6 protein-coding genes are annotated in these 13124 nt (G+C 67.1%); 3 read left to right on the top strand and 3 right to left on the bottom strand.

Annotated features, from left to right (window positions below):
* Window positions 1–74 precede the first annotated feature (74 nt).
* Window positions 75–902: a DUF1963 domain-containing protein gene (locus D187_RS47790; RefSeq protein WP_002624489.1), complete on the top strand. Its 828-nt coding sequence runs from the start codon at window positions 75–77 to the stop codon at window positions 900–902.
* Between the two features lie 71 nt (window positions 903–973).
* Here the strand turns inward: D187_RS47790 and D187_RS47785 are convergent, their stop codons facing one another.
* Window positions 974–1594, bottom strand: coding sequence for a hypothetical protein (locus D187_RS47785; RefSeq protein WP_002624488.1), 621 nt, complete (start codon window positions 1592–1594; stop codon window positions 974–976).
* 46 nt (window positions 1595–1640) lie between these two features.
* Window positions 1641–3770, bottom strand: a complete 2130-nt coding sequence (locus tag D187_RS51470; RefSeq protein ID WP_162159773.1) for an Ig-like domain-containing protein — start codon at window positions 3768–3770, stop codon at window positions 1641–1643.
* Between the two features lie 495 nt (window positions 3771–4265).
* Between D187_RS51470 and D187_RS47775 the strand changes: the two genes are divergently transcribed.
* Together D187_RS47775 and D187_RS47770 are read left to right on the top strand one after the other, a co-directional pair.
* Window positions 4266–6074, top strand: coding sequence for an InlB B-repeat-containing protein (locus D187_RS47775; protein ID WP_043435626.1), 1809 nt, complete (start codon window positions 4266–4268; stop codon window positions 6072–6074).
* Window positions 6075–6203: 129 nt separating this feature from the next.
* Complete coding sequence (locus D187_RS47770) at window positions 6204–7247, top strand: thioesterase domain-containing protein (protein ID WP_002624485.1); 1044 nt, start codon at window positions 6204–6206, stop codon at window positions 7245–7247.
* Window positions 7248–7310: 63 nt separating this feature from the next.
* Here the strand turns inward: D187_RS47770 and D187_RS47765 are convergent, their stop codons facing one another.
* Window positions 7311–12917, bottom strand: coding sequence for a type I polyketide synthase (locus D187_RS47765; protein WP_002624484.1), 5607 nt, complete (start codon window positions 12915–12917; stop codon window positions 7311–7313).
* Window positions 12918–13124: the final 207 nt, after the last annotated feature.

Here is a 13124-nt window from a genome sequence, read left to right as displayed (position 1 = left end):
CGCCTCCGCTCGAGGCGGCCCCTGCCGCGCATGGCGCTCGGGTCCATTCGTGCATTACGTTTGGACCAGGCTCTATGACCGCGCCCCCCCAGCTCTCTCCACGGTTGCGCAAGGATCTGTCGCGGCTCTCCCCGGAGGTCGCCACCGTGGCGGCGCAGACGATCCAGGAGAACCTGCGCCCCTGTCTCCTGGTCGGGTCGGAGCGGGTCGGCCAGGCGCCGCTGCACCGGGGAGTGCTCGGGAGGATGCTGGGACTGCGGACGGACGTGCCGAGACTCGCGTTGCTCGACAGCAAGCTCGGTGGCACGCCGTACACCACGGGTCCGATGGGGGAGGGACGGTGGTTCCTCGGACAGCTCAACTTCGCCCACCTGCCGACCTCGGTTCCCGGGCTCCCCCGGCAGGGACTGCTCGCCTTCGACGGCGTTCGCGGCTGCTCGGCCTTCGGGCTGTCCTTCACCTCGCGCTGGTATCCACGGCCCTCTGAAGAGGAGGCGGTACCGGCGCGGGACGTGTCACGGTTCGGGCGCTTCGAGGCGGCGCTCCACTTCCGCGAGAGCTGGTCCCTTCCCTGCTGGGAAGACCTCATGGCGCTGCTGCCCGAGGACGCCTGGGAACTCTCCGACGACATCGATGAGTGGCAGCGCGAAAGTGGCATGTGTGACGAGCGCTACCACCGGCTCGGAGGTCATCGCTCGTTCGGCCAGGACTCGCTCTGTGTCTTCGAACCCCCCACGGGACTCTCGAAGGACTTCCGGGAGTACGAGCAGGTGTTCCGGCTCAACTTCGACAACGCGGCCGACTTCACCTGGGGGAGCAACCAGGTCTATCTGCTCGTCCACCGTGACGACCTGGCGGCCCAGCGCTTCGACCGGCTCGCGTTCGCCGTGGCGAACGACTGACGCGGCTTCCTGGGTGGCCACTCCCTTTTCTGGAGTGGACATGCTTCGGTGTGCTTCGGACTCGAGCACCTCTACGGCGTGAAGACCGACACGCCGATTTCGTCACCGGCTCGCCCCAAGCCGACCAGCACCCAGTGCTCGCCAACCTTGCGAAGCTCGCCAGGCGCTCCCTTGAACACCCAGGCACCGCTGCCCTTTTCCAGGGGATGGTTGGCGCTCTTTGACCAGACAGAGAGCAGCGAACGGATGGTCTCGGGCAGCGTCACGTTCGTCTTTCGCCCCTTGAGCAAGGCCTCGTAGTCCTTCGCGAGCCGCGCGAACAGCTTCGTCTCCTCGGCGTTCTCGGGAGAGATGTCGGTGACCGCCCCCAGGACGCGGGCACCCTGCCCGTTGAGCGCCAGTGCGGAGAGTCTCGGCGCGCTTACGCTGACCTTCCCAGTTGCCCCACGCCTCACAATCCAGGTCAGCCCCACCAGCACATTCTGTCCACGAATGTCGGCGGCGGAGCCACGCGTTTCCGACAGAGCGGCATCGCACAGTGGCTCCGGCTTCCGGCTGGGCTTCTCGCAGGCATACTTCGCGGCCAGGGCCTGGAGCACGACGGGACGCTCCGTTTCAAACCGTTGAAGAAGCCCAGCGGGGGCGGCGGGAGGAGTCTGCGACAGGATGAGCGTCAGCGTCAGAGCGAGCATTCCTGCAACCTACGAAAATCCATTCGGGATTCCAACAGAGCACGTTTCACCGTGCTCGGTAACGCCGACCAAGAGCCAAGGCCAGTACCAACAACGCCCAGGAGGCAGGCAGAGCGGGGGCGGTGGTGCAGTTCCAGCCGTAATGACTTCTCTGGGTGATGAAGGAGTACTCGGCTGAAGAGTCGCTGGTGTTGCCGGCCCTATCCATGGCGAAGGCGGAGACGAGGTGAGGTCCAGAGTCCAGTCCGTTCGGTGTGAAACTCCAGTTCCCGGCCTCGTCCGCCGTGGCTTTCGCTGGCTGCTCGATGCCATCCAGCCACACTGTCACCAGGCTTCCGGACTCCGCCCTACCGGCAATGAGGGGCACCGGGTCATCGTTGAGTTCTTCCGGACTGGTCACCACGGGTGCATCCGGAGGCAGGGTGTCGACGGTGAATCGGTGTTCCTCAGAGGGAAGGCTGTCGTTTCCGACGTCATCCGTAGCGATGACTTTGATCTCATATTCCTTGTCAGCCAACGCAGTGTTCGATGTGAAACTCCAGTTCTCGGCCTCCTCCTTCGTGATTTTCCCTGGCTGCTCGATACCATCCAGCCACACCGTTATGGAGCTTCCGGGCTCCGCCGTACCGGCAAGGCTGAGGACCGGGTTATTGGTGAATTCCTTCAGCCTGGTCACCACGGGTGCATCCGGCGCTTTGGTATCGACGGTGAAGATGTACGCATCGGATGGAGGACCGTCATTTCCGACGTCATCCCTGGCGGAGGCCTTGACCTCATACTCCTTGTCAGCCAACGCCGCGTGCGGTTTGTAACTCCAGTTCCCGTTCTTGTCCGCCGTGAGTTTCTCTGACTGCTTGATACCATCCAGCCACACCGTCACGAAGCTTCCGGGCTCTGCCACACCGGCGATGACGGGAAGCTGTTCCCAGGTCCGTTTTTCCGGACTGGTCACGACGGGGGCGTTCGGCGGCGTTCCGTCCACACGCAGGAGTTGTCCTCCGGCAACGCCATTCGCCAGCACGAAGAGCAAGTGATATCCCTCCTGTACGCCGGTCAGGTTGACCTGCACGGATGTGTTCGAGAGCACCGTGGCGGGCAGCTCTCTCGGCGATCCCCCAGCTGAGTTCTGCAAGTGGACAATCCCAGGTCCGCCGACGGTGCCCGAGAAATCTGTCCCCTGCACGGAGAAGATGGCCCCAGGCTTCTGGGGAAGGATCGGCGAGACCGCGGGGCGAATGGAAGTCACTGCATCGTCATACACCTCCGCACTGGCGAGATAATGCTCGTCCGAGCCAGAACCTCCGGTGACCAGCACCTTACCCGAGGGCAACAGCGTCGCCGTGTGCTGGTCGCGGGCTTCGCTCATGGAAACCGTCGTGCTCCACTTTGCCGTTTTCGGGTCGTACACCTCCGCGCTAGCGAAGAAGCCTGCTGGGTTACGACCTCCGGAGACCAGCACCTCGCCCGAGGGCAACAGCGTCGCCGCGTGCAGAAAACGAGCTGTGCCCAGAAAAGCCGTCGTGTTCCACCCCCCCGTGACCGGGTCATACACCTGTGTGCTGTCGAGGGGGTTACTTGTCTTTCCATAGCCGCCGGTGACCAGGACCTCACCCGAGGGCAACAGCGTCGCCGTGTGGTAATAACGGGCGGTGTCCAGAGGTGTCGTCGTGCTCCACTGCCCCGTCTCCGGGTCGTACACCTCCGCGCTGGCGATGGGGATACCGCTGAAGCCAGTGCCTGCTGGATTGAGGGCACCGCTTCCTCCGGTGACCAGCACCTTGCCCGAGGGTAACAGCGTCGCCGTGTGCATGATGCGACCCTCTTTCAGTTGCCCCGTAGGACTCCATCTTCCCGTCTTCGGATCGTATACCTCCGTGTGCTTCAGGGCTCCGCCATCCGAGGCGGAATAGCCTCCGGTGACCAGCACCTTGCCCGAGAGCAACAACGTCGCCGTGTGTCCGGCGCGGGTCATGCCCAGGGCTTCCGTTGAACTCCAGCTCCCCGTGCCTGGGTCATACACCTCCGCGCTTTTGAGGAGGCCCGCGCCATAACCGCCGGTGACCAGCACCTTGCCCGAGGGCAACAACGTCGCCGTGTGCCAGAAGCGGGCTTCGATCAGGTGACCCGTTGACTCCCACTTACCCTTGAGTGGGTCATACACCTGAGCGCTATCCAAGGCCTTCTTATCTCCACCCACGGAGACGGGGCCGTAGCCTCCGGAGACCAGCACTTTTCCCGAGGGCAACAGCGTCGCCGTGTGCCTGTCGCGCGCTGGGGGCAGAGCGTCCGTGGAGCTCCACAGCCTGGCCTCCATGAGTTGGAGAGACTGGGACTCGAGCCCTTCGCGGCGCGGGTCTCCGTCCCCATCCCGTGGCACATTACCGCACGCAAGCCATAGCAGTGCCGGGACGAAGGCAAGCCTTGCAACCATCCCAGTTCCCAGTCTGAATGACATGAACATCCTCTCCATTGTCAGGGCGTCTCTCTAAACGAGAACCAATGTGCCCTCTCCCCCGTCCAGGGGCTGTGCGCGACTTCACACGTGGGGAGTGAATTCCGTCACTTCAATCGGGTGGAAGACGCATCAGAGTGCGGACATCAGGTGCATCCCGGCACCTGGTGCGCCATCCCCACCCAAAGGGTCAGCACCATGCATTCAAGGATTCCCTTCTTGTATTCCATCGCCATCCTGCTGATGGCCGCTGGCTGTTCACCCGAAGAGGAGAACTCCTTCTCCTCCACGGCGGAGAACACTGCCTTGCGCGAGGACGCACTGGACGGGACGGTGCCGGTCTTGACGGTGACGCCTGGCACCACGACGTACGTCGAGAGTTCGCCCGCAGTGGTCATCGATCGCACCCTCTTGCTGACCGATCCCGGCGGAACGAAGCTCGAGGGTGCGAATGTCTCGATCACCAGTGGATACCTCCCAGATCAGGATCGCCTCCACTTCACGCCACAGGGGGGCGTCACCGGTTCGTTCAACATCTCCACTGGCATCCTCACGCTGACAGGGTCCGCCCCGGCGGCAACCTATGGGGCCATCTTGCGCTCCATCACGTACCGGAACATCGCCACGAGGACACCCGATACCCGGGAACGGCAGGTGACCTACTCTATCGACAGCACGAACCACTACAGCCCAGCCACCGGCCATTATTACGAATTCGTCTCCGCCCCCGGCATCACATGGGAGGAAGCAAGGAACGCAGCGGGAAGCAGGAAATACGATGGGCTGAAGGGCTATCTCGTCACCATCACCAGCGAGGCCGAGAACACCTTCGTCACCAGCAAACTACAGGGCCAGGGGTGGATCGGCGCGAGCGACGACAGCTCGAAGCGGACGTGGCGCTGGGTGACCGGGCCCGAGGGCCAGGAGGACAATGGCGCCGGGCGCCACTTCTTCACCCAGGACAGCGATGCCACCCCCTGCCGCTCGGGCGCCCACGGCACCGCCGTGGAAGGGCGGTACAACAACTGGTCCCAGTGCGAGCCCAACGATTACAAAGGCATGAGTGAGGACTACGCGCACTTCTTCACCAACGGAACGTGGAACGACTTCCCGCTCTCGGATAAAAGCATCTCCGGCTACATCGTGGAGTACGGTGGCATGCCAGGCGACCCGGCGCCGCGGCTCTCCGGAACGCGCCCCCTCCAGGTCAGCCCGGCGCCCCTGTATACGATCTCGCTCACCAACGGCCCCAACGGCACCGTCTCCCCGCCGGGAAACCAGACGGTCAAGCAGGGACAATCCCTGGAACTCACCCTGACTCCCGCCACGGGCTACGAGCTCGCCACCCTGATCGACAACTCGGTGGATCGCCGCTCCCAGGTCGTCGGCGGCAAGTACGTCCTCCCCACGATCAACACCTCTCACTCCATCGTGGCGACCTTCACGAAGGCACGCGGTACGGCCTGTGAGAGCGCCAGCGAGTGCCTCTCGGGCAACTGCGTGGATGGGGTCTGCTGCGACTCCGCCTGCACCGGTCAGTGCGAAGCCTGTGACGCCGCGGGCAGCAAGGGCACCTGCGTTCCCGTCAGCGGCAACCCGCACGGTGAGCGTCCCGCCTGCGCCAGCGACGACCCGAAGTGTGGAGGAACGTGCGACGGCCAGAGCAGGATGAGCTGCACCTACCCGGAAGCCACCGTTGGATGCGGGGCGGAGTCATGTACCAACGGTGTCCAGACCCTCGCCGCGAGCTGCAACGGCGCGGGCCAGTGCGCTGCTCCGGAGACGCGCCTCTGCGGCGTCTACGCCTGCGGCCAGACGAGCTGCAATACGACGTGCACGAGCGACGACGCCTGTGGCGCCGATGCGTTCTGCGTCGCCGGGGCATGCCGGCCCAAGGAAGATCCATCGCTCTGGAAGTTCCAGGGTGGAGGCGGCTGCTCCTCGTCCGGGCTCGGCTCGATGGCAGGGCTGCTGCTACTGCTGATTCCCCTGCTCGTCCGAGGACGTGGATCACCCCATCCCGCGTGAGGGGAGCCGGTGGGGTGCGGGTCCGTGGCATTCGCCGGATCTGCTCATACGATACTCCTTGCGTCGTCGAGCCCCCCCGGCCAGCCTTGCGCCCTCCGAAAACGGAGCGCTCCTCCCTTGAGTCGCCACGTGAACCCCGTATCCCGCCCTCCTCCAGCCGCAACTCCCTGGCTCGTCCGACGAAAGCCCTCCGCCACCCCCAGGCTCCGCCTCTTCTGCTTCCCCTATGCTGGCGCCGGCAGCCTCCCGTACTACAAGTGGCCGGATCTGCTCCCCAGCGACATCGAGGTGTGCGCCCTCCAATACCCTGGCCGGGAGAGCCGCCTCCGGGAACCTCTCTTCACCGCCCTGCCGCTGCTCACGGCGAAGCTCGTCGAGGTGCTCTCCCCCTTTCTCGATGGCGAGTACGCCTTCTTTGGCCACAGCCTCGGCGCACTCGTCGCGTTCGATCTGCTCCGTGAACTCCGCCGGCACGGGCGGCCTCTTCCGCGGCTCTTCTTCGCCTCGGGCTCCGCGGCCCCCTCCTACCGGAGCCAACTCCCACCCTTCAGCCATTTCGGACGGGACGACTTCATCCGCGAGCTCTCCACCCGCTATGGCGGCCTGCCCCTCCAGATTCTAGAGCAACCCGAGCTGCTCGAGCTCATCCTCCCCACCCTCCGTGCCGACGTGAAGGTGTCCGAGAGTTACGTCCACCGCGAAGAGCCTCCCCTCTCCGTGCGGATCTGCGCCTTGGGTGGTTCGGGTGACCCCCACGTCACCGAAGCCTCGCTCGCCGCCTGGAGCCAGGAGACCCAGCACTCCTTCACGATGCAGATGTTTTCAGGCGGGCACTTCTTCATCAACGAAGTGACCGATCAGGTTCTGCGGACCATCCGCGACGAACTCACCACCCGCTCCCATCCCCGCCCCATGACCAAGACCCAGTTGCTCGCCGACCTGACCCGCTATGTCGCCGAAGAGATCCTCGAGGGTGCCGCAGAAGACCTGGAGCCCTCTACTCCCCTGCTCGAGCTCGGCATCTTGAACTCCCTGGAGACCACCCGGATGATGGCCTTCATCCAGAAGCAATACGGCATCACCGTGCCCGCCGACGCGATTCGCGTCGAAGACCTCCAGACCCTCTCCGCGATCACGGACCTGGTGTACGGCATCCATACCCGGAAGCCGTAACACCATCCGCCTCCGGCTGGCTCCCGGCGCCAGCTCGGAGACGCTGTTCTCGAAGGCCCCGGCTCAGCGGCCGCGGCGCAGCATGTTCTGGACCTCGTCATCGTCCAGGCCGTCCACGTCCGCCAGGAGCGCATCCAAATCCTTGTCCTCGACGGTGGCCTCCCTCACGGGGGCGGCCTTCTCTTCCTTCATGCCGAGGACTTCGTCCATCAGGTAGTCCACCAACCCGTTGACGGTGGGATTGTCGAAGGCGACGGTCGCGGGCAACGAGGCCCCCAGGCTCCGCTGCAAGAGGTTGCGAAGCTCCACGGACATCAGCGAGTCCATGCCGAGGTCGAAGAAGCCCTGGCCCGGATCGAGCGCTTCGGAAGATGGCCGTCCCAGCACGCCGTTCACGAGCTCACCCACATGCGCACGCAGCGTCGCACGCCGCTTGTTGGCGGAGAGGGACTCGAGCTTCTGCCGGATTCCCTCGCTCACGGCGGGGCTGCTCTTCTGGATGAAGCCCTCGAACAGCGGAGAACTCCCCCGCCGCCCGATCACCGCCCAGTCCACCGGGAGGATGCCGATCTGCCCCCCCAGCCCCAGGGCCTGCTCGAAGACCTGCAGCCCGTCCCCGACGGGAATCACCCCGAAGCCAAGCTGCTCCATCCGCCGCTGGATCTGCTCGTCCGCAGCCGCGCCAACCTCGGCCCAGGCGCCCCAGTTGAGGCTCAGGCCGGTCAGTCCCGCCCCGCGGCGGTGGTGCGCCAACCCATCCAGGAACGCATTGGCGGCCACGTAGCTGGCCTGTCCGGCCGAGCCAATCAGCGAAGCCGCCGACGAGAAGAGCACGAAGAAGTCGAGCTCCACGCCCTGAAGAGCGCGGTGGAGGTTCCACCCACCGAAGACCTTGGAGGCGAACACCCGGGCGAACCGCTCCGGGCTCAACTGCATCAAGAGCCCATCGTCGATGACACCCGCGGAATGCACCACGCCCCGGATCGGCGGCAGCCGTCCGGAGAGCCCCGCCAGGGCGCGCTCGAGCTCGGATGCGACGGCCACGTCGCAGGAGAGGCTCTGGACGTTCACGCCTCGACCCGCCAGCACCGCCAGCCGGGCGCGTGCCTCTGTCCCCGGCTCGCGCCGCCCGAGCAGCACGAGGTGGCGAGCACCCCGCTCGGCCAATCGCTCCGCCGCGGCCAGCCCCAGTCCGCTGAGCCCTCCCGTGACGAGATAGCTCGCGTCCGGGCGCAGCGAAGGCCCGGCCTCACCGCTCGAGAGCTGGAGCTTGCGGTGGCGCACCAGGCGGGGCACCAGGCGGGTCTTCCCCCGCAGTGCGACCTCGTCCTCGGCGCTCCCACCGAGGAGCTCATCCCGCAGATGCTCGGCGAGCTGCTCGAGCTCCCGCGCGGGGGAACCGGGATCCAGATCCACACGCCGGCAGTGGAGCTCCGGATGCTCGCGCATGATCGCCTTGCCGAGCCCCCACAGGGCCGCACCGCCCAGGCTGGAGATCCGCTCCCCCTCGACGGTCGCCTGAGCCCCTCGCGTCACCAACCAGAGTGAAGTCTCCGTGCCCTTCGGAGCCCGCACGAGCCCCTGGGCGAGCTCCAGCACGCGCGTGCTGTGAAGGAAGGACTCCTCGGGCACACCGGGCCCTGTCCCAGCTCCATCGAGGCTCCACAGATCCACGACATGCACCGGGCCTCGCGCCGGGTCCGCGCGCAGGGCCAGGAGCGCCTCGGCACGCTCGCGATCGACGCCCTGGCCTCGCTCGCCCGCCCTCGCCGTGACCACGTGCCAGCCGCGAGCCTGGAGGCGCTCGGCGAGGCGACCGCCCACGCCCGCCTCATCGGCGAGGATGAGGCACTGAGGCACCGCACCCGCGACCGGACCGGAAGCGCCCTCTCCGGGAGCCCCGGACCGCACCCCCAGCGGCCGGGCCTGCCACTCCAGCGCATAGAGCCAGCTCTGCAGACGTTTGCTCTTCGCGCCGAAGAGGCCCTCGCGGGTGACACGCCGGAGCAGCAACCGCTCCACGGTCGCCACGAGCTCCCCTTCGGAAGTCATCAGCGCGATGTCACACGTATAGCCAGGGCCCTTCGGATCCTCGCTCCGCTTGATCCGGGCATGGGCCCACACCTCCCGAGTGCCCGTCACGTGCACGCGAACCTTCCCGACTCCCACGGGAAGGTAGGCGGCATCTCCCTCCCCTTCGAGGACGGCTCCCACCATCTGGAAGCACGCATCCAGGAGGGCGGGTTGGAGAGCGTACCGCTCGGCATCCACCAGCGCGGCGCCAGACAAGCCAAGCCGGCCGAGGACCTCGCCCTCGCCCCTCCAGAGGCCCTGGATCGCACGGAAGCTGGGGCCATAGGCGAGCCCCGCCCGGCCCAGCTTCTCGTAATAGCCGTCCACGGGCACTTCGTGAGCGATCCCGGTCCGCAGGCGCTGGAGATCGACACGTTCGTCCGGCGCGGACACCGCCGCGGAGAGCTTACCATGAGCGTGCAGGATCCAGGCGGGCTCGACCTCACCACCGCGAGCCTCCTCCTGGCTGAAGATCTCGAACCTCCCCGCGCGGTCCCCTTCGGGCGTGTAGAGCAGATGCACGCGGCGCTCGCCCTCGTCCGGGAGGAAGAGGGCCTGAGAGAAGGCGAACTCGTCGACGGTGCCCCCAGAGGCCCCGAAGAGCGCGGCCCCCGCGGCGAGCCCCATCTCCACATAGGCGGCCCCCGGCATGACGACCTGTCCGTAGACACCGTGATCCCGGAGGAAGGCCGGCCTCGAGGCCCCCAGGGAGGATTCGAACTGCCGCACCTGAGACGGTGACTCCTGGCGGCGACCCAGGAGCGGGTGGACGCGCTCGCCCCGCGTGGAGTCCTGGGCCTTCACATCCTGACGGTCCCAGGTCGCGCCGGTGAGCTCCATCCAGTGCTCCCGCCGTTGGAAGGGATAGCTGGGGAGCACGACCTTGCGCCGATCACGCCCCGCCTCCAGGCCCTGCCACTTCACCGGAGCCCCCGCCACGTACAGGGCCCCGAGGCTCTCCAGCATCTGCTGCCAGTCGGAGCGCTCGGGCCGCAGGCTCGCCAGCCAGAGCTTGTCACCCTCCGTGATGCAGGACTGCCCCATCGTGACGAGCGTCGGCTTCGGGCCGACTTCCAGGAACACCCGCACGCCCGCCCGGTTCAGGGTCTCCATCCCCCGGGCGAACGACACGTGCTGGCGGAGGTGATCCACCCAGTACCGGGGATTCACGATCTCCGCTCCGGCCTCCTGTCCGCTCAGGTTCGAGATCAGCGGGATCGCCGGCTGCTGGAGACGCACCTTCTCCACGGCCCGAGAGAACTCGTCGAGGATGGGATCCATCAGGGACGAGTGGAACGCATGGGAGACCTGGAGCGGCGTGCCCCGCCGCCCCCTCCTGCTCAGCTCGCCGAGGCAGTCGCTCACCGCCCCCTGGCGGCCCGAGATCACCACACTGCGCGGTCCATTGAGCGCCGCGATGGAGAGCTGTCCCGCATACCGCGGCAGCAACTCCTCCACCTCCGCCGGCTCCGCGGCCACGGAGGCCATCGCGCCCCCGGTGGGCAGGGACTGCATCAGCCGCGCGCGCGTGGCGATGAGCTCGAGCCCCTCCTCCAGGGTGAACACGCCGGCCACACACGCCGCCACGAACTCTCCAACGGAGTGTCCCATCACGAAGTCCGGGACAATCCCCCACTGCATCCACAACCGGGCCAGGGAGTACTCGAGCGCGAACAGCGCCGGCTGGGTGTAGCCGGTCTCGTTCAGCCGCGCACGCGCACTGTCGCCGCGCTCCGGCGGATACAGCAGCGAGATGAGCGACTGTCCCATCAGCGGGCGCAGCACCTCGTCACAGCGAAGAAGGGTCTGGCGGAAGGAGGGCTCGGTCCGGAAGAGCTCCTCGCCCATCCCCAGCCCCTGCGCGCCCTGCCCCGTGAACAGGAAGGCCGTCCGCGGCGGCCCCTCGGCCCTTCCCCGCGGCACCGACGGAGGGCTCTGCCCCTCCAGGACCGCCTTGAGCTGGTCCCGCACCGCGTCCCGCGAAGTCCCGAGGACCGCGAGGCGATGTCGGAAGTGGACTCGCCCGGTATTGGCGGTGAAGCAGATGTCCTCGAGCGACTCCGAGGCGAGCTCGGGCCCGCCGAGCGCCTGCTCGTAGCGTTGGACGAGCGCTCCCAGCGCCTCCGGGTTCCTGGCCGACAACGCCAGGACGTGAAGCGGCCGCGGGAGCTCCTCCGGGACCCGGGGCGACTCCGGAGGTGCTTCCTCGATGAGGACGTGGGCGTTGACACCACTGAGCCCAAAGCCGCTGATCCCCGCGACCCGGGGCCGCGCTCCCGCCTTCCACGGCGTCAGCCGCGTGGGAATGGAGAGCCGGAGCTGTGCCCAGTCGACGGTCGGATTGGGGTTGCGCAGGTGCAGGTGCGGCGGCAGCTCACCATTGCGCATCGACAGCACGACCTTGATCATGCCCGCCGCGCCCGCGGCGGACTCGAGATGCCCGAGGTTCGTCTTCACCGAGCCGACGAGCAGCGGCTCCTCCGGACGGCGGCCCTGCCCCAGCGCCGCGTCGAGGGCGCGAAGCTCGATGGGGTCTCCCAGGGGAGTCCCCGTCCCGTGCGCCTCCACGTAGTGCACGTCGGACGGCGCCAAGCCCGCGGACTCCAGCGCCTTGCGCAGCAGCTTCTCCTGAGCGGGCCCGTTGGGCACCGTCAGGCCTCCGCTCAGCCCATCATGGTTCACGGCCGAGCCGCGGATGACGGCGAGGATGCGGTCCTTGTCGCGCTGCGCATCCGAGAGCCGCTTGAGCACCAGGACGCCGCATCCCTCACCGCGGCCGTAGCCGTTGGCGGACGCGTCGAAGGTCTTCGAGCGCCCATCCGGCGCCAGCGCCCGCATCTTGGACAGGACGATGTTGCTGTCCGGGCGGATGATCACGTTCACTCCGCCAGCGAGCGCCAACGAGCACTCCCCCTGGCGCAGGGCCTGGCACGCGAGGTGGGCCGACACGAGCGCCGAGGAGCACGCCGTCGCGACGACCATGGAGGGGCCTTGCAGGCCCAGGACATAGGAGACGCGTCCCGCCGAGAAGCTCAGCTCGTTCCCGGTCCCCATGTACGGCAGATCCCGGGTCTGGACCGCGTTGAAGGGAACGCGCCCGTAGTCACTGCTCAGAAAGCCCACGTACACGCCGGTGTCGCTCCCAGCGAGCGAGCTGGGGGCAATCCCGGCATCCTCCAGGGCCTCCCAGGCGACCTCGAGCATCAAGCGCTGCTGGGGATCGACGTAGTTCGCCTCGCGCGGCGAGAGCCCGAAGAACTCAGAGTCGAAGGCGGCGATGGGCTGCGAGAGGAAACCTCCCTCGCGCACGCTCATCTTCCAGTCGGCGTCGGGATCCTGCGCGTAGTACGCATCCGCGTCCCAGCGGTCCGCGGGGACCTTGCCCACCGCATCGACCCCGGCGCGCAGCAGCTGCCAGTACGACCGTGGGTCGTCGGCGCCGCCGGGGAACCGGCAGCCCATGCCGATGATGGCGATCGGCTCCGAGCGCGCTCGCTCCAGCCCGTCGACACGCGCGCGGAGCGTCTTGATCGCCAGGGCCGCGCGCTGCAAGGGCGTCATTTCGTCCAGCGAGGGGGGAGTCTGACCGTTGGACATCTCTTCTCCACTAGTAGGGTGAGACAACAGCCTGCGCGAGCCCTGGGCTCACCGTGGGTACGCTGCCGGGACGAGACCCGTCCACGGTGCCGAGCTGTGCGGCCGTCTTATCGATGCGCCATGCCCGAGCCGTTGATGCCGCGGCAGGAGCAGTGCGCCAGGTTGGCGCGCCCGTCCATCGTCCTCGCGGCTCGGAGCCCTCACCAC

It is taken from the genome of Cystobacter fuscus DSM 2262 (assembly GCF_000335475.2).
Lineage (GTDB): Bacteria > Myxococcota > Myxococcia > Myxococcales > Myxococcaceae > Cystobacter > Cystobacter fuscus.
The sequence above is the reverse complement of the archived record's forward strand: the minus strand, read 5'-3'. Positions and strand labels throughout refer to the sequence as shown.

Bases quoted from the DNA above. Each gene is read 5' to 3' on its own strand.
- D187_RS47790 (WP_002624489.1), top strand. From the start codon at position 75: ATGACCGCGCCCCCCCAGCTCTCTCCACGGTTGCGCAAGGATCTGTCG.
- D187_RS47765 (WP_002624484.1), bottom strand. From the start codon at position 12,917: ATGTCCAACGGTCAGACTCCCCCCTCGCTGGACGAAATGACGCCCTTG.
- D187_RS47785 (WP_002624488.1), bottom strand. From the start codon at position 1,594: ATGCTCGCTCTGACGCTGACGCTCATCCTGTCGCAGACTCCTCCCGCC.